Raw genomic sequence first — 17,714 nt, forward strand, 5'->3', positions numbered from 1 at the left:
TTTGCATATCTGCAATTAACAAACATGACACCTATCCAGGCCCTGCAAAAATACTTTGGTTATAGTACCTTCAGGCATGAGCAGGAGGCTATCATTCAAAATATACTTAAGGGGCAGGATGTAATGGCGCTGATGCCTACCGGTGGCGGCAAATCATTGTGCTACCAGTTACCTGCTATTCTGCTCGATGGGCTGACCATTGTAATATCACCGCTTATTGCGCTGATGAAAGACCAGGTAGATAGCCTGAACGTTAACGGCATCCCTGCGGCTTTCCTCAATTCGTCGTTAAATCCCGAGGAAACGAGGGTGCTGGTAAACCGGCTCCGAAATAATGAGATCAAACTACTTTACCTTGCCCCCGAACGTTTGTTCAGTGCCGAAAGCAAAGAAAATAAAGAAAGTAAGCTTATTCCTTTTTTAAAAACGCTGAAAGTTGCACAGATAGCTATTGACGAGGCACATTGTATCTCCTCTTGGGGCCATGACTTCAGGCCCGAATATTTAATGCTCGCAGGCCTTAAGGAGGAATTTCCAAAGATCCCCGTTATTGCGCTTACAGCTACAGCCGATAAGCTTACCCAAAAAGATATCCTTGAAAAGCTCAATCTTCATAAGCCGGCAATATTTGTATCCTCATTTAACAGGGCAAATATTACTTACCGCGTAGCGCCTAAAAAGAACAGCTTTAAACAGCTCATCGCCTTTTTAAATGAACATAAGGATGAGTCGGGGATTATTTATTGCCTATCCCGCAAATCTACCGAGGCATTGGCCGAGGATTTAAAAGATGAAGGCTTTGCTGCAGAAGCCTACCATGCCGGATTAAGTAACGAAATAAAAGCCCGTAATCAGGAAGCATTTTTGCGAGATGACCTGAAGATCATTGTGGCAACCATCGCTTTCGGCATGGGCATCAACAAATCAAACGTGCGCTATGTAGTGCATGTCGATCTGCCAAAAAACATTGAAGGTTACTATCAGGAAACCGGCAGGGCGGGACGCGATGGGCTTCCGTCGGAAGCATTGTTGCTTTACTCGCCCGGCGATGCAATGAAATTGCAGGCTTTTGCCAAAGTAGAAGGCAATGAGCAGCAAAGCCGCATCATGCTTAATAAGCTTAATGATATGGTTAAATATTGCCAGCTGCTATCGTGCCGCAGGCAATACCTGATGAAATACTTCGACGAAGAATTCCCGGCCAAATGCGGCTCATGCGATGTTTGCTTAACCGAATATAAACGTTTTGATGGCACGCTGATCGCTCAAAAAGCGCTCTCGGCGGTAGCCCGGTTAAATGAACGTTTCGGGGCTAACTATGTAATAGATTTTTTGCGGGGATCAAAAAGCGATAAGATCCGTGAAGAACATAAGCAGTTAAAAACCTACGGTATCGGTGCAGATATCAGCAAGGCCGACTGGCAGCACCACATCCGCGAGTTGATTAGTATGGGCTATCTGCAAACCGCCGGCGATGAATACCCGGTATTAAAACTTACCGCGCAGAGCACCGACGTATTAAAGGGCGGGCAAAAGGTTGAGTTTATTGAGATAGAAAAAGTTGAAGAGGTTCACCATGAAGAAAACCCGCCTTATGAAGCTGCGCTGCTTAATCAACTTAAGGAAGTTAGACGGGGCATCGCCACAAACGAAAATGTGCCTGCTTATATTATAGTATCGGATGCTACGTTGCTGGAAATGGCGACTTACCTGCCCCAAAGCCTGGATGAGCTGCGCCTGATCTCGGGCTTTGGCGATGTTAAACTTGCCCGCTATGGCCGGGAGCTGCTGCAGCCGGTTAAAGCTTATTGTGCTGAAAAAGGCCTCGGCTCAAAAATAAAACAGAAATCGCCTAAACGGGAGCGAAAGGCGAAATCACCGGGGCAAACCAAATCTTCTTCGCGAAGCAATGATACTAAAGCCGAAACGTTTAATCTATATCGCTCCGGAAAAACCGTTGCCGAAATAGCTGCTGAGCGTGGGTTCACTACAGCTACCATAGAAACACACCTGAGTTATTATGTACAAAACGGCGATTTGGATATAACCGAAATAGTTCCGCAGAAAAAGATCGCTGTTATTGCCGACGCCGTTGAAAGTTATGGAGCTGAAAGACTATCGCCCTTAAAAGAAGTTTTAGGCGATGATTACAGCTACGGTGAAATCAAAGCTGTAATTGGCTGGATGAACAAGGGGGAATAATTTTTGTTAAGTTTAGCATAATGTAACCTTGCGCTCGTTTGTAACGAGCGCTTAATATGGGTTTGCGTTTAAAACGCAAGTCCGGCGATACAATCGCCAAACCACGTTAAGCACTCGTTACAAACGAGCGCAAGATAATTGTACTTTTAATTTACGTTTGCCATTATAATACGCATGACTACCACAACCCAACTGTACGATATATACCTCAAACACCCCGTAATTAGCACCGACACCCGGAAGATAGTCCCTGACAGTCTGTTCTTCGCCCTCAAAGGCGATAAGTTTGACGCCAACACTTTTGCACAAAAAGCAGTTGAGGCCGGTGCAGCTTACGCAGTAATTGACAACGCCGAATATCAGCTGGGCGAACAGTATTTATTGGTTGAGGATGTTTTAACTACCTTGCAGGATTTAGCGCGTTATCATCGCCGTCAGCTTGACATTCCGGTTATCGGACTTACAGGTACCAACGGAAAAACCACCACCAAAGAACTGATCAACGCCGTATTATCGCAGCATTTTAAAACCCAGGCTACCCAAGGCAATTTAAATAACCATATTGGTGTACCACTTACCATTTTAACCATTGATGCCAGCCATGAGGTGGCCGTTATTGAAATGGGGGCCAATCACCAAAAAGAGATCGAGCTGCTTTGCAGCATTGCTCAACCATCGCTTGGCTTAATTACCAATGTTGGTAAAGCGCATCTGGAAGGTTTTGGCGGAGTTGAAGGAGTGAAGAAGGGTAAAGGGGAGTTGTATGATTATTTTGCCGCCCTGCCCCGTAAAGGGGGCGTAAGCAAAACAGATGGTGCTGTCTTTATCAATAGCGATGATACTATTTTAATGGAGATGGCTGCGGCCCGTCGTTTGCGTCATGTGGAATATTATGGTACTGATGCCATTGATAATCTCATTAGCGGTGAACTGTTGGAAAACTCTCCCTTACTTACTTTGGAGTGGACCAATAATAAAACCGGCGACAGCTATCAAGTTAAAACCCAGCTAACGGGTACTTATAACCTGCCCAATATTTTAATAGCCATATGTATCGGAACATATCTCGGTTTACCGGCTAATGAAATCAACGCCGGTATCGAGGGTTATCAGCCTAAAAATAATCGTTCGCAAATTGTACAGACGGCTACCAATACCCTCATTTGCGATTATTATAATGCCAACCCAAGCAGCATGTTTGTCGCCATTGAAAACGTGGGCAAAATTGAAGCAAAAAGGAAGGTACTTATTTTGGGCGATATGTTTGAAATGGGGCCGGAAGCGGCTGTTGAACATGCATCTGTTATCCGCAAAGCTATGGATACCGCTGTTGATGAACGCATCTTTATCGGAAAGGATTTTTTAGGTGCTTCGCAGTCCGTGGACCATGGACCAGGGACCATGGACAAGTTTTATGAAACTGCCGAAGATGCCATTGCTGCTTTGAAAGCACAGCCTATTACCAATTCAACTATCCTGATCAAAGGATCAAGAGGAATGGCTTTAGAGCGGTTGGTGGAATTGTTTTAAGTTTTCAAAGTAAAGACGCATTATATGCTTTTCCCATGAGAACGGGTAAGCAATCAATTTGCAGGTCCTGCATTCGGAAGACGCATATAATGCGTCTCTACATTTCCATATCAATCATTACTGAAGACTTACGAAGTTTTGAAAACTTCGTAAGTCTGGTTTCTATTCGGGAAACGCATGTGACGAGTCTCTACCAATTTGAACCAACTATTATTCCCTCCGCAAACTATCAACCGGATTAGCCAACGCGGCCTTAACCGATTGAAAACTGATAGTGATAAAAGCGATCAATACAGCAATCACAGCAGCTAATACAAAGGCTGTCCAGCTTATGCCAACTCGGTAAGCAAATGCGTCAAGCCAGTGGCTCATAGCCAGCCAGGCAATCGGGAAAGCCACAACGATAGCAATAAGCACCAGCTTAATAAAATCTTTTGCTAAGAGGGCAACAACATTTGTTACGGTAGCACCCAAAACTTTCCGCACACCAATTTCGCGGGTACGTACCTGAGCGGTGTAAGCTGCCAAACCAAGCAGGCCAAGGCAGGAGATTAAAATAGCTATCCCCGCAAAATAGTTAAACAATGTACCTTCCCGCTGTTCGCCCTGGTAAAGCTTGTTGAATATTTCATCCAGGAAAGTGTAACCAAACGGAAACTGCCCATTGTATTGTTTAAACTCTTTTTCGGCAGCTGCTATGGCTTTTGGCGCACCATCGCCGGTTGTTTTAATATACAGTGAAGCATACGTATCCGGGGCGTAGAAAAACACCATCGGCCCAATTTTTTCACGCATACTTGCAAAGTGAAAATCCTTTACCACGCCTATGATAGTTCCTTCAGTTTTACGCAACCTGAAACGTTTGCCTATCGGGTCTTTCATACCTAACTCCTTAATTGCAGCCTCATTCAGGATATAATGAGCCGAATCACTCACCGAGCCATCAAAACTGCGACCTGTAGCCATTTTTATCTTGAAAAAAGAAATAAAATCTTTATCAATTCCCTGGGGATGTACAATAAACGTTTGACCGGCGGCTTTACCATCCCAATCGTTATCGCCGGAAATACCACCATTATTAACAATATTGCCGCTTGAACGCGTTACGGCTTCAACCCCCGGTTGTTTCAAAAGTTCGGCTTTAACAGCATCATAATGATCTTTCATATCGCGCATCCAAAAAGCAAACACATGACTTTTATCATAGCCTAAATTTTTAGACCGGATGTAATTAAGCTGGCTGGTGATCACAATGGTACTGATGATCAATATTACTGAAAAGGTAAACTGCACCACTACCAGGATCTTACGGAAAAGCACATCTCCAATACCATTGGAGATTTTACCCTTAAGTGCTTTTAATGGTTCAAAAGATGAAAGCAGTAGCGCCGGGTAAATACTGGACAATAAAAGTGTAGCAGTAATGGTACCCGCAATAACCAACCAGATATGATAGTTGGAAAGATTAAATACCAGTTGCTTACCCGCAATTTCATTAAATACAGGAATTGCGTTATAAATTACCAACACTGCTAAAACCGACGAAAGGATAAACAGCAAAGCTGTTTCTACCACAAACTGCATAAACAATTGTGTTTTTGCCGCGCCGATGATCTTTCGCATGCTTATTTCCTTGGCGCGCAGCATGGCCCGCGCGGTTGAAAGGTTAACATAGTTGATACAGGCAATCACTAATATTACTAAGGCAATAATGATAAAGATATGTACAGTGCTGATCCCCCGGTCGGTACCATCAGCATTATAAAGATGCATTTTAGTTGCGGGCAGCAAGAGGTAATCGGCATCGGTATCTTCAGGCTTCCGTTTCAGGTGAACTTTATTCAAATCGGCCGATAGCTTTTTTAAAGAAGTACCCGGCTTCAACAACAAATAGGTTTCATAAGCGTAATTGCTGAAATCATGGTTCAGATCAACCTTATTGTTGGTAAACATATATTTGATATGATAGCTCATAGGCATGATCATATCATAATTAATGCTTGAGTTAAGCGGAAAATCATCAATAACGCCCGATACAGTAAAATTCTCTTTATTATCGGCCACAATAACTTTTCCTAAAGCATCTTCATTACCGAAATATTTTTTTGCCGTTCTTTTTGTGATCACTACCGAATTATCGCTGGTAAAAGGCTTTGCCTTGTTACCTTCAATCAGCGGAAAATCAAAAACAGTAAACAGGGAGGGATCAGCAAAGCCTACCGCCTGCTCGTTAAAAATTTTATCCTGGTATTTAAATAATGAGAAAAACCAGTTATTGGTTATGCGCACCTGATCTTGCACAACGGGCAGTTCCTGTTTAGCCAGCGGCCCCATCGGTGCTACTGTTGTTTGCCAGATCTGCTTGCTGGCCCCTGTACCGCCAAAAAGCTCTACCCGGTAAATATTTGATGCGTTTTTATGAAAGCTATCAAAGCTAAATTCGTCCTGCACCCAAAGTAGGATCAGAATCCCAATGGCGAGGCCCAGGGTTAACCCGGCAATATTGATCACCGAATAAAACTTATTGCGGACAAGGTTCCGCCAGGCGGTTTTGATATAGTTTTTCAGCATAATAATATCGGCTTTATCAGGCAACACCTAATTAAAATGATGCCAATATTGTAAATAGCTAATCATCAGAAAATTATAAAAAATCACTATACACTATCGTTCGGATACGGACAGGTGGGTGTTCATTTATGTAACGGGATGATGCGGATTTGTTTTCATCTCTTCAGCCTTCAAAAACAGGAGTTATGATATTATGATTAACCAGGATCCGCATCAGCATATCTACCGAAAAATCGCGGGTTATGTCAATACTTATAAAATCTGTTTCTCCATTTTTCACCTCGCAGGCATCCCGGTCAAAATACAATACCAGCCCGCGCATACTGCCTGAAAGGATAACAATGCGTTCGTTGTTAATAAGCTTAAAACTATTGCGCGTGCGCTTGAAAAAGCTGCAAAGGTTTTTAATATGCCGATAGGTAAGTAATGAAATGATCATGCTGTCAGCTTTTAATAATGGTGGCCAGTCGCTGCCTTATAATGATTTCTTTAACACCGGCAGGCAGCAAACTGTTTAATAAAACAAGCATCCGGTTTATCATACCGGGGATGATCTCTTTTTTTCCTTTCAGCAAGCCATCCACCGCTATACGTGCTACGTGCCCGGCCTCCATAATGGTTGCCTTTGATATGCCTTTGAGTTTATTATTCATCACCAGCAGCTCGGGCTTAGTGTTGATACCACCGGGGCTAAGCAAGCTGATCTTCACATTTGAGCCATGAAGTTCCAGCTGCAAACATTTGGTAAAATACCTGATAAATGATTTGGTAGCACCGTAAACCTGCTTTTTAGGCACCACAAACAAGCCGCCCAAACTCCCTACATTCAATATATAAGAGGTAGCAGAGACATCGGCCTGGGCCAGGAACAAGCGTGTAAGCAGTACCGGTGTAATCACGTTCAGTTCAATTTGCTTTTTATAAAACCCAATGTTCAAATCTTCAAACCACGACCAGTTACCTAAACCCGCATTATTGATGAGCAGGTGGGCCGTAATTTGCTCATCACTAAGGTAATTAAAAATTGCAGGGTAACTTTCGGCAAGTGTTAAATCAATTTCCAAATAATTCACTTTAACCTCAAAGTTTTTACGGATAAAGGATGCCAGCTCAGGCAATCCGGTAGCTGGCAATGATACCAGTACCAGGTTTATTTGCCGCGACGCCAGTTCAATGGCAAACGATTTACCCAACCCTTCGCTGGCTCCGGTTATAATGGCTGTCTGATCTATCATGCTTCAGGCTTGTTGAAGGTAATTAATGGTTTTATGCATCCCCTCTGTAAAAGGGGTTATCCGGTAACCAAGCTGCGTTATGGCTTTATTGCTGCTGTATTTTTGATCATACTTTAAACGTTCGGCAAACTCAGGCAAAAAGAAAGGGCGCAGCCCGGTAAGCTGTGATTTAAGCTTTTCAAAATGGCTATAAAACGCTATAGCTTTTAAAGGCAGATGAAGGAGACGATATTGTTTACCTGATACCTGATGTACTGTTTTGAAAAAATCATTAAAACTAATATCCTCTCCGCCTAAAATATAGCGTTCGCCGCTGGTTCCATTATTCATAGCCGCCAAATGTCCATCAACCACATCGGTTAAAAAAGCATAATTGGCTACCTGTTCGCCATTGCCGGGAATAAAATGCCATTTGCCGCGTAAATAGGCCGAAACCATTTTACCTACTGTATTACTTTCGGTAACAGGCCCTTCGCCATATACGCGTGATGGATTTACCGTAACAATGTGTATCCCCTGCTTTGAAAAGTTTTGCACCTCAAGCTCGGCCAGGTATTTGGTACGCTCGTATGCAATAGGGAAACCAGCTATCCTTGGGTCGTTCTCATTCATGGGATATTTTACGGTTGGGCCCCACACGCCGCAGGTAGAAGTATAAACAATTTTTTTAATACCCGAGTTAGCGGCAACTTCAAGCACATTACGTGTGCCAACAACGTTGGTTTCATGATAGTCATCGGGATTGCGGCACCACATTTTGGCCATGGCAGCTGTATGATAAACCTGCTGGCAGCCCTGCATAGCCCTTCCCAGGCTTTGCCGGTACAGGATATTGCCTGTAACCGGTTCGATGTTTTTATGCTTTATTAAATATGGATGATCGGTATTGCGGCATAAGGCCTTAACATCATAACCATGCATAGCCAGCGACAACGTGAGCTGCCTGCCAATAAACCCTGTTGCCCCGGTTACTAAAACTTTCATACAGGTATTACAACCTCACTATTGTTTACCCCTACGTATGGAAAAGAATTTTTAAATCATTTTTTAACCTATAGTTTTAATGCAGTAAATATTTAAATTTGGCTTATCGCTATAACAAAAGCCTTTACCAAACATGAGCTCACTACAAGACCCATATAATACTTTTGCCGGTTTTTCGCCCGAGGAGTTGGGCTTTTTACAACACGCAACACCCGATTTAACCGAAAATCAAAAGAAATATTTCTACATGGTTTACAGCAACAAGCGCAAAAACTCACAAGATATATTGTTATTTACCTTGCTTGGGTTTGTTGGCTTTGCAGGTATCCAGCGTTTTGTATTGGGACAGATTGGCATGGGGATCCTGTATTTTTTTACAGGCGGGCTTTGTGTTATTGGTACTATTGTGGATCTGATCAACAATAAGTCGATAACTTTGGAGTATAATAAGAATATGGCTTATGAAAGCTACCAAATGGCTAAAATGAGCAGCTAAGGTTATCGTATTAATAATGCCCTTTCATTGAATGGATTTTTATACGGGTCTCCTCTTCTAACACTTCATAAACTATCCGATGTTCCTGGTTTATGCGCCGTGACCATAATCCTGTAAGATTATGTTTAAGCATTTCCGGTTTACCAATACCATTAAACGGGTCCTGGCTAATGGCGTTTAGGAGTTGTTGAATTTTATTTTGGATGATTTTATTACCTGATTTCTTCCAGAATTGAATATCCTTCTGAGATTCTTCAGAATAAATTATTTCCATAGATCATCAGTCTTAATCGCCTTGAATTTCCCAGCCTCAAAATCTTCCTTGCTCCGCTTTATTTTCTTTTCAAACTCCAGGTCATAGGCCGATTTTTCTTCTTCAAACTGAATCTTTAACGCTTTCATGAACGCTTTTAAAGCGTCTGACTTTTCTTTATTTTCAGGATGTGCAATTAAAATTCCCATAAATCAAATTTACTGTTTTATTTTTTTCTTTTATTTTAAGAACGATTTATTTAATAGATTAGCTTTAATTGTATATATGAAACTATCTGTCCTAACCGCTTACCTTGAAAGCCTCGCACCACTTAATTACCAGGAAGATTACGACAATTCTGGCCTGATAGTTGGCAACCCGGAGCAGGAGGTAAGCCAGGCCCTGATCTCGCTTGACTGTACCGAAGCTGTGGTTGATGAGGCTATTGCTACCGGCTGCCAGGTGATCATATCGCACCACCCTATCGTTTTCAAGGGGTTAAAAAAATTCAACGGCAAAACCTATGTGGAACGGGTGGTTGAAAAAGCTATCCGTAAAGGTATTGCTATATACGCTATTCACACCAATTTGGATAGCATCATGACCGGCGTTAATGCCCGCATTTGTGAAACTTTAGGTTTAAAAAACAGCCGCATACTGCTGCCCAAACATAACCTGATCAAAAAACTGGTTACGTATGTTCCTTTAAGCCATGCCGACACTGTACGCGATGCTTTGTTTGCAGCAGGTGCAGGCAATATTGGTAATTACAGCGAGGTTAGTTTTAATGCAGAGGGAACAGGGACATTTAAAGGCAATGATGCCGCAACCCCTTATGTGGGCGAAATTGGCAAACGCCACAAGGAAAATGAGATCCGCATTGAAACGGTGTATCCGGCCAATTTGGAGAGCAAGATCCTGATGGCGCTGATCCTGGCCCATCCGTATGAAGAAGTTGCTTATGATCTTTACAATTTAACCAACCAGCACCAGCAGGTAGGCTCGGGTATGATAGGCGAGCTGGAAATGCCGTTTAATGAAGAAAGTTTCCTGTTTCATGTAAAGGATAAGATGCGCACACATGTGATACGGCATACTAAATTATTGGGCAAACACGTTAAAAAGGTAGCTGTGTGCGGCGGTTCGGGAGGCTTTTTGCTAAAGCATGCCATAGCCGCAGGAGCCGACGTTTTTATCACGGCCGATTACAAGTATCATGAGTTTTTTGATGCCGAAGGAAAGATAGTTATTGCAGATATCGGACACTTTGAGAGTGAACAATTTACGCAGCAATTATTGTATGAAATAATTAGAAAAAAATTCCCTATCTTTGCCGTCCGTTTAACAGAAGTAAATACAAACCCCGTCAAATATTTTATTTAATGGAACAAACCGTAGAACAAAAGCTTAAAGCTTTATACGAGCTACAAACTATCCACACCAAGATTGACAGGATCCGCCAGGTAAGGGGCGAATTGCCAATGGAAGTTGCCGACCTTGAGGACGACGTTGCAGGCCTTGAAACCCGCATCCAAAAGATCAAAGGTGAACTTGACGATGTGGAAGATGACATAGTTACCCGTAAAAACCTGATCAAAGAAGCTCAGGCAAACATCAAAAAATACGAAGGCCAGCTTAACGAGGTTAAAAACAACCGCGAATATGATGCAATCTCAAAAGAGATTGAGATCCAGGGCTTAGATATACAGGTGAGCGAAAAGAAGATCCGCGAATACGGCTTCGAAATCACCAACAAAACCCAGGTTTACGAAAAAGCATTGGCCGATTTGGAAGCCCGCCAGGCCGACCTTGACGCCAAGAAAGAAGAATTAGGCACCATTACTGCCGAAACTGAAAAAGAAGAAACCGAGTTGAATGCCCAGGCTGCAAAAGCTATGGACAACATCGAAGAGCGTTTATTAACTGCTTACACCCGTTTACGTCAAAACGCAAAAAACGGTCTTGCAGTTGTAACTATCCAACGTGATTCATGCTCTGGTTGCTTTAACCAAATCCCGCCTCAGCGCCAGTCAGATATTCGTCAGCGCAAAAAGATCATCGTTTGCGAGCATTGCGGACGGATCCTTGTTGACGAGCAAATGGCTTTAGAAGCTGAAGAAGCATAAGCAACCATTTATAAAATTAAATATATCAAAGGCACCCGGCGGGTGCCTTTTTTGTTGCGTTTATTTAGCCGATATTTATTCCATGCCTAAAAGCCGGATAACCTATTTGATATTAACAATAGCAACCATTATCCTCGGTTTGTTATCCCGCCATTTTAAATTCATCCCTTTATTCATAGGCGACATCTTATGGGCTACGATGGTTTACTTTATCATGCGGTTCCTGTTTATTAGCAAGCCCCTTATGTTTACTGTTGTAGCTGCGTTGGCGTTTTGCTTCGTGATAGAGTTTAGCCAGCTTTATAAAGCGCCCTGGATAAATGACCTGAGGCATACCTTGTTTGGCAGGCTCGTTTTAGGCGAGGGCTTTTTATGGAGCGATTTGTTGTGTTATGTTATTGGGGTGGGGATAGGCGTAGGGGTGGACGCTTATTTCTCAAAAGAATTGCATAAAACAGCTATTAGCTAAATTCTCTTTCCCATTCATTTCTAAGCTTGGTTTGGATAGCCGCAGCCTTCTCGTTTAAGGAAATTATGCCGTTATACTTTTTTGCATCAAAACCAGTAACCGGAGCTTTTTTATAAATTTTTTGCTCAATAGCCCTTATCTCTTCTTTCGATGCTCCTTTTTTTAGTATTAGTACCATTGCTATACACTTTTATCAAGTTTACAAAAAATCAAACTCATTAAATAATATCAAAACATACTCGTCTGTTTCCCTTTCCTTGGTACAAATAAACTATAATCATATTCTGGCATCTGCCTGTCGCCCATAAAGCGCTTACAGGCCATTTTAAACATCTGGTGAATAGATTCGGCTACTTTACCGTCACCGCTCATCCGGCGACCGTAATCGCTATCATTCAACTTGCCGTCATGCGTCGAGCGGATCATATTCAGTACCTTTTCGGCGCGATCTGGAAAAGCCTTATAGATCCAGTCGCTAAAGATTTCGGCTATACTGCCGTTGAGCCTGACCATGGTAAAACCGGCGGCTAAAGCGCCTCTGTCGGCCGCGGCTTTAATGATATTGGGCACCTCATTACTGTTTAACCCGGGGATGATAGGCGCCGCCATTACCCGTACCGGGATGCCTTTTTCCGAAAGCTTTTGAACCACTGCCAATCTACCCGTTGCAGTCACTGTACGTGGCTCCAGTTTTTGACGCAGCTGCTCGTTAAGCGAGGTAATAGAAACATTTACATGCACCAGGTTCAGCCTGGCCATATCTGTAAGCAAATCTATATCCCGCAGTATAACGTTGTTTTTGGTGATGATACTTACCGGGTTTTTATACTTCCAAAAAACTTCCAGTAGTTTTTGCGTTATCCCGAGTTTACGTTCAACAGGCTGATAACAATCCGTATTGCCTGATAGCATGATGCAAACCGGCTTATAATTTTTTTTGTTGAAATATTGCTCAAGCAGCTGGGGGGCATTGGGTTTAATAATGATCTTGCGTTCAAAATCGAGCCCGGCACTAAAACCGTAATATTCATGGCTGTTACGGGCATAACAGTAAATGCAGCCATGCTCGCAACCCTGGTAGGGGTTTATGGAGTACATATGGCTCAAATCAGGACTGTTGGATTCGCTTACTATTTTCTTTGGCGTTTCTTCAAAAAGCTGCGTGTTGCTATTTTCAAGCAAAGGCTCGTCAATGCCTTCGATATGATCAAGTACATACTTGTTTTTCAGAAACTTATTGTGCGTATTTACCTGCGCCCCTCGTCCTTTAAAAAAATCCGGATTTTCCTCATGTGACATCGAACAAATTTGCTAATTTTATTAGCAAATTACAATTCAATCAGTTTATTTTTTATGCTGTATAAAACCAGCCCTACGCGGCTTTTGATCTGGAGTTTTTCAAAAAGCTGGTCGCGATAGCTATCAACGGTGCGCACGCTGATGTTCATGGTTTCGGCAATTTCTTTATAAGTAAGCTCGGTACCGGTAAGACGAAGGAACTCGATCTCGCGGGGATTAAGCTTTATGTTTTCTAACTTACTGTTAAAGTTAGTGATCAGATGACGGGTTACAAACTCGGGGTAATAAAGCTCTCCCTGCGCAACTTTCAAAAGGGCGTCTTCAACTTCATGCGGTTCCGAATCTTTAAGCAGATAGCCTTTTACACCCATTTTTACCATGACCAATACCTTTTCGGCATCCTCGAACATCGATAATATGATGATTTTTACGCCGGGATGTTTCGCCCGTAGCACCTGTGCAGCCTCAACCCCATCCATAACGGGCATGCTGATATCCAGCAAAACAATATCCGGAACAGTGCCGTTGTTTATGGTATTTATCAGTTCCTGCCCGTTTGCGGCCTCAAATAGTATGTTGTATCTTTTAAAATTGGTGACAAGAGCAGCCATACCGCTCCTGAAGAGTTTATGATCATCAACTAAGGCTATTTGAATGGGTTCCTTTAGCATAAATTTGTTGTACCAGGGGATTGAACGACAATTTTATCTGGCAACCCTTACCAGGCGAGCTGGCAATAATTACGTCCGCGCCTACTAAAGCTGCCCTGTTTTCAATATTCCGCAATCCCGAACCGCCCTTATTATCAACCTTTTCGGCATTGAAACCAGCACCATCATCTTCGATGAGCAAATTAAACATTTGTGAAGTATAATACAAACCGATTTTAAGGTTAGCTGCCTTAGCGTATTTCAGGGTATTATTTACCGCTTCCTGGAAGATCCGGAATATCACCAGTTCGCGCTGCTCGCCTAAACTATATACATCACCTTCAACATCAAAAATAACATTGATGATACCGCTGCGGGTTAAACGTTCGGTTTCGGTTTCAAGCGTTTTTATAAGTCCCTGTGAGCTGATATGCTCAAAACTCATGCTTTTTGAAAGGTGCCTCAAATCGTTAATGGTTTGCGAAACCAGTTCGCGGTTCTCATTTACACGGGCTTTTTTTTCGTCATCAAGGCTATTGTTAAGCAGGCCCAGGTTCAATTTTACAAATGACAAAACCTGTGTAATGTTATCATGGATCTCACGACTTATATCGTTAAGCGTTTGCTCCTGAATCTCTATCTGCGTTTTAAGCATTTCCTGCTTAAATGAGGCCTTTAGGTTTTCGCGCTCAAGCAGGTTTTTGTTCTGCTTTTTTTGGTACATGAGCATAAAGCTAACCATGAACACCCCTAACAGAAGCAATAAAGCAGTACCCGCTATTATTATGAGGATAAATTGTTCTTCCTGAAAAAGCATATAAAGGAAAATGAAAATAGGCCGTATAGCATTAATGAGTTAAGATCTAACAATGTCATTGCTATCAGATAAAAATGATAATTGTTTTTATACACCATGAAGCTGAAACAAGAGTAATAAAATGTCATTGCCAAATAATAGAAAAAAATCCCCGTTATCGCCAAAAACGGGGGGTGTGATATTAATTCTATGTATTCGTCATTATCATCATTCAATAATCTGTAGTAATAATCACAAACAAGCCAAAGGCCAAATATATTCTGTATAACTATCGCGATAGTTGCTCTATGCCAGAAACCCTGAATGAAAAATATATCAATAAGTGTTAACCCAACAATAACACCCGCAGCTATATATACAAACTTTTTTCGTTTTGTCCGATCATCAAATGACATGATGAACATTGTATAACAAATAAACTCCAGTATGTCATTGAAGTTATTACACCAAGCATTGGTATGGTTAATAATAAGCAGTTGAAAAATAGCCGGATAATTATAAAATACCCCAAAAGCTAAGAAAGGCAAAAACCATTTAAAATTTTTGTCAAGCGACTTATATGTGAATATACAGCATATAAAAGCCACTACAAACATCACATAATAAAGGGAATCAAGCATGAACGCTAAAATAATATATAATAGCATTCATGCAGCTTACAAATTTATCAGGATTGACATGTTGGCGGGCAATCCTTACTTGATTTTAAAGCAGCTAACCCACTTACCGCCAGGCTTGCCACATCATCACTCTGTATAGCATCTATATGCTGATCCACACCTTTCCCTGCCACTGTACCAACTATGGCAACCGATGTTTGATGCGGTGCATCTTTATGATCCGCATCGTGCACTCCAAAATGTATCCTCACTCCAGTAGCTTCCGGCGGCAGATTATTAATAAACTCCTTCAGTTTGTCTATCGGGAGCCATGTCGATTCCGTATCATTAACCTCATGATGTTTGTCAATAACCGCTTTTCGGGTTTGCTTATAGCGGGCTACCATTTCTCTGGCTGTTTTTAAGTCAATAGGTTCCATATAATTTAGGGTGTCTTTAAATCAGGCCTAATCTAACTAATTATAATAAAACAACCTATCCGTTATTTCACTGTATTATATCCCGTTTAAACACGGTAAAAGTAACTGTCAACTTACAACACAATACACTATATCATACGTTAAAAAGTCATGCGCAAGTTTTTACAAAAACTGTTAACCAAGCCGGTTGCCCGGTTGGCCGACAGGCTCTCGTCACGACCGGATAAGAAGCGGGTTAACAGATCATTGAACCGGTTATACAAAAGCCTGCTAACCGGGTCGGGTAAAAAAGGCCTTTTAATACCTTTCGATGCAGAAAAAGGTAAATTCATTATCCTGTCCGATCAACATAAAGGCGCGCGTGATGACATGGACATCTTCGCCCTTGCCGAGAAGAACTACCTTACAGCACTTGATTATTACTACAGCCAACAGTTTTTCTACATCAATCTTGGTGATAGCGAGGAGCTTTGGGAAAATCTGTTCATCACCATAAAAAAGCATAACAAAGCCACATTTGAAAGCGAGAGGCGGTTCATACAACGTAAAGAATTCATGAAAATATTTGGCAATCATGATCTGTTTTGGGACAATGACCCTTTAGCGGCAGTTGGATTAAAGCAAATTTATGATGAAGTAATTAAGATCTATGAAGGAGCTGTACTACAAACAACAGTTAATGGTAAACCACTAAATATATTCATGACGCATGGCCACCAGGGCGATTTGCAAAGCGATGGCAACTGGTTCAGTAAATGGTTTGTATCCAATGTATGGGCACCTTTCCAGGCATATCTGAAGGTTAATATTAATACCCCGGCAAATAACGACTTGCTCAAAACAGATCATAACCGCATTATGTATGAATGGAGCCAGAGACAAAAAAACACGCTGCTGATAACCGGGCACACACATCAGCCGGTATTCAGGTCATTAACCCACCTCGAAAAACTGTATAACGATATAGCGAAAGCAAGGAAAGCAGGAAACGATAAACTGGCCGATGAGCTAAATAAACAGATCGTTAACCGGCAAGTGAAAGGTGATGTGGCTCCCGATTTTAGTGCATGCGACCCAAGCTATTTCAATAGCGGCTGCTGTTGCTACGATGATGGCGATATAACAGGCATCGAAATAGCCGATGGTCAAATACGCTTAATTAAATGGGAATACAACGCACAAAATCAAAGCGAAAGGATAATATTGGAGGCGTGTAGATTAGAGGAATTGTTTTAAGACCGAGGTAAAAGGCGAAAGACAACAGGCTAACCTCAATCGGAGAAATCAAAAAATCAATCGGTGTAATCCTAAAAAGAAAAAATCAACGAAATCATCGTAATCAAAAAAATCAGCGATCAGCCTTCCAGCATAAAAACAAAAAGCTCTTTAGGGCCGTGAGCGCCTAATACCAGTGTTTTCTCAATGTCAGCGGTACGGCTTGGGCCGGTTACCGTGCTGATCATAGATGGCAGCTGGTTGCCATATTTGGTTTTGATAAGTTTAAAACCATCTTTCAAGTCCATAACCATTTGCGAAGTATAAGCCAGCACAATATGCACCGATGGATAGATGCTTAACCTTCTGCCAGCCATGTTACCGTTTGAAAGTAAAATACTGCCGTTACGGGCAATCAAAGCCTCGCAAAGGGTAAACCCAACTTCGGCTTGTTCAAAATCTTTATCAGTTTCGTAGTGCGGGTATTCAAACTGGTTCAGGATCTCCTGCAACTTAGGTTCCCAGCAGTAAATTTTGTGCCATTTACGTTCTTCGGCAAGGGTAAGCAGATTTTCAATAAATTGCAGCTCATCCTCACAAAAAACAAACTGGCCTGCTACGTTGGTAAACTGTTCGGCGAAGACTACCTCGGGCATTTCATCCGTTGCAGGATAAAGGGGCTGGTCTTCCAGTTGAGGGTATGGGTTATCCCTTTTCTCCAAAAGTGCTTTCCTGATTTTTTTAAGCAGTTTTTCTTTTGATGTAGTGATATCCCTCATGGCTAAAAAAGAAAAGCCACCAGCTTTGCCGGTGGCTTTGTATTATAAT

The 17,714-nt window shown here is 42.0% G+C and carries 19 protein-coding genes; 7 read left to right on the plus strand and 12 right to left on the minus strand.

Annotated features, from left to right (window positions below):
- Positions 1-24: 24 nt before the first annotated feature.
- Together recQ and ACEN82_RS23750 are read left to right on the plus strand one after the other, a co-directional pair.
- Complete coding sequence (recQ, locus tag ACEN82_RS23745; RefSeq protein ID WP_413321875.1) at positions 25-2,202, plus strand: DNA helicase RecQ; 2,178 nt, start codon at positions 25-27, stop codon at positions 2,200-2,202.
- Positions 2,203-2,376: 174 nt separating this feature from the next.
- Positions 2,377-3,732, plus strand: a complete 1,356-nt coding sequence (locus ACEN82_RS23750; protein ID WP_413321874.1) for a UDP-N-acetylmuramoyl-tripeptide--D-alanyl-D-alanine ligase — start codon at positions 2,377-2,379, stop codon at positions 3,730-3,732.
- Positions 3,733-3,942: 210 nt separating this feature from the next.
- Here ACEN82_RS23750 and ACEN82_RS23755 read toward each other — a convergent pair whose 3' ends face one another.
- The 4 genes from ACEN82_RS23755 to ACEN82_RS23770 all read right to left on the minus strand — a co-directional run bounded on the left by ACEN82_RS23755 (position 3,943) and on the right by ACEN82_RS23770 (position 8,522).
- Positions 3,943-6,303, minus strand: a complete 2,361-nt coding sequence (locus ACEN82_RS23755; protein WP_413321873.1) for an ABC transporter permease — start codon at positions 6,301-6,303, stop codon at positions 3,943-3,945.
- 163 nt (positions 6,304-6,466) lie between these two features.
- On the minus strand, positions 6,467-6,742 hold the full coding sequence (locus ACEN82_RS23760; protein WP_413321872.1) for a hypothetical protein: 276 nt from the start codon (positions 6,740-6,742) through the stop codon (positions 6,467-6,469).
- A gap of 4 nt (positions 6,743-6,746) precedes the next feature.
- The gene (locus tag ACEN82_RS23765; RefSeq protein ID WP_413321871.1) at positions 6,747-7,538 is read right to left on the minus strand and encodes an SDR family NAD(P)-dependent oxidoreductase; all 792 of its coding nucleotides are present in this window, start codon (positions 7,536-7,538) and stop codon (positions 6,747-6,749) included.
- 3 nt (positions 7,539-7,541) lie between these two features.
- Entirely contained in the window at positions 7,542-8,522 is a 981-nt protein-coding gene (locus tag ACEN82_RS23770) for an NAD-dependent epimerase/dehydratase family protein (protein WP_413321870.1), read from the minus strand.
- 133 nt (positions 8,523-8,655) lie between these two features.
- Between ACEN82_RS23770 and ACEN82_RS23775 the strand changes: the two genes are divergently transcribed.
- Positions 8,656-9,018 (plus strand): TM2 domain-containing protein, encoded by a 363-nt coding sequence (locus ACEN82_RS23775; protein WP_112653343.1) that lies wholly within the window; start codon positions 8,656-8,658, stop codon positions 9,016-9,018.
- Positions 9,019-9,028: 10 nt separating this feature from the next.
- On the opposite strand, the gene ACEN82_RS23780 is transcribed toward ACEN82_RS23775, so the two are convergent.
- Entirely contained in the window at positions 9,029-9,292 is a 264-nt protein-coding gene (locus ACEN82_RS23780; protein ID WP_413321869.1) for a Txe/YoeB family addiction module toxin, read from the minus strand.
- Complete coding sequence (locus ACEN82_RS23785; protein WP_413321868.1) at positions 9,283-9,480, minus strand: DUF2683 family protein; 198 nt, start codon at positions 9,478-9,480, stop codon at positions 9,283-9,285. Before ACEN82_RS23785 ends, ACEN82_RS23780 begins: the two co-directional genes overlap by 10 nt.
- A gap of 76 nt (positions 9,481-9,556) precedes the next feature.
- On the opposite strand from ACEN82_RS23785, the gene ACEN82_RS23790 reads away from it, so the two are divergent.
- From ACEN82_RS23790 to ACEN82_RS23800, 3 genes are all read left to right on the plus strand, one after another.
- A complete protein-coding gene (locus ACEN82_RS23790) occupies positions 9,557-10,654 on the plus strand; it encodes a Nif3-like dinuclear metal center hexameric protein (protein WP_413321867.1) in 1,098 nt (365 codons plus the stop codon).
- On the plus strand, positions 10,654-11,397 hold the full coding sequence (locus tag ACEN82_RS23795; protein ID WP_090532210.1) for a zinc ribbon domain-containing protein: 744 nt from the start codon (positions 10,654-10,656) through the stop codon (positions 11,395-11,397). Before ACEN82_RS23790 ends, ACEN82_RS23795 begins: the two co-directional genes overlap by 1 nt.
- 82 nt (positions 11,398-11,479) lie before the next feature.
- Positions 11,480-11,866: a ribosomal maturation YjgA family protein gene (locus ACEN82_RS23800; protein WP_413321866.1), complete on the plus strand. Its 387-nt coding sequence runs from the start codon at positions 11,480-11,482 to the stop codon at positions 11,864-11,866.
- Here the strand turns inward: ACEN82_RS23800 and ACEN82_RS23805 are convergent.
- The 5 genes from ACEN82_RS23805 to ACEN82_RS23825 form a co-directional block, all read right to left on the minus strand.
- Positions 11,859-12,044, minus strand: coding sequence for a hypothetical protein (locus ACEN82_RS23805; protein ID WP_413321865.1), 186 nt, complete (start codon positions 12,042-12,044; stop codon positions 11,859-11,861). The two genes, ACEN82_RS23800 and ACEN82_RS23805, sit on opposite strands and share 8 nt — an antisense overlap.
- 50 nt (positions 12,045-12,094) lie before the next feature.
- Positions 12,095-13,165 carry a PA0069 family radical SAM protein gene (locus ACEN82_RS23810; protein WP_413321864.1) on the minus strand — a complete coding sequence of 357 codons (1,071 nt, stop codon included), beginning with the start codon at positions 13,163-13,165 and terminating at the stop codon, positions 12,095-12,097.
- 29 nt (positions 13,166-13,194) lie between these two features.
- Positions 13,195-13,836 (minus strand): response regulator, encoded by a 642-nt coding sequence (locus ACEN82_RS23815; RefSeq protein WP_413321863.1) that lies wholly within the window; start codon positions 13,834-13,836, stop codon positions 13,195-13,197.
- On the minus strand, positions 13,802-14,632 hold the full coding sequence (locus tag ACEN82_RS23820) for a sensor histidine kinase (protein WP_413321862.1): 831 nt from the start codon (positions 14,630-14,632) through the stop codon (positions 13,802-13,804). Before ACEN82_RS23820 ends, ACEN82_RS23815 begins: the two co-directional genes overlap by 35 nt.
- 667 nt (positions 14,633-15,299) lie before the next feature.
- Positions 15,300-15,671, minus strand: a complete 372-nt coding sequence (locus tag ACEN82_RS23825; protein ID WP_112653349.1) for a hypothetical protein — start codon at positions 15,669-15,671, stop codon at positions 15,300-15,302.
- 150 nt (positions 15,672-15,821) lie between these two features.
- On the opposite strand from ACEN82_RS23825, the gene ACEN82_RS23830 reads away from it, so the two are divergent.
- A complete protein-coding gene (locus ACEN82_RS23830) occupies positions 15,822-16,907 on the plus strand; it encodes a metallophosphoesterase (protein ID WP_413321861.1) in 1,086 nt (361 codons plus the stop codon).
- A 119-nt stretch (positions 16,908-17,026) separates the two neighbouring features.
- Here ACEN82_RS23830 and ACEN82_RS23835 read toward each other — a convergent pair whose 3' ends face one another.
- Positions 17,027-17,665, minus strand: a complete 639-nt coding sequence (locus ACEN82_RS23835; RefSeq protein ID WP_091167171.1) for a LutC/YkgG family protein — start codon at positions 17,663-17,665, stop codon at positions 17,027-17,029.
- Positions 17,666-17,714 lie beyond the last annotated feature (49 nt).

The organism is Mucilaginibacter sp. Mucisp73 (assembly GCF_059491465.1).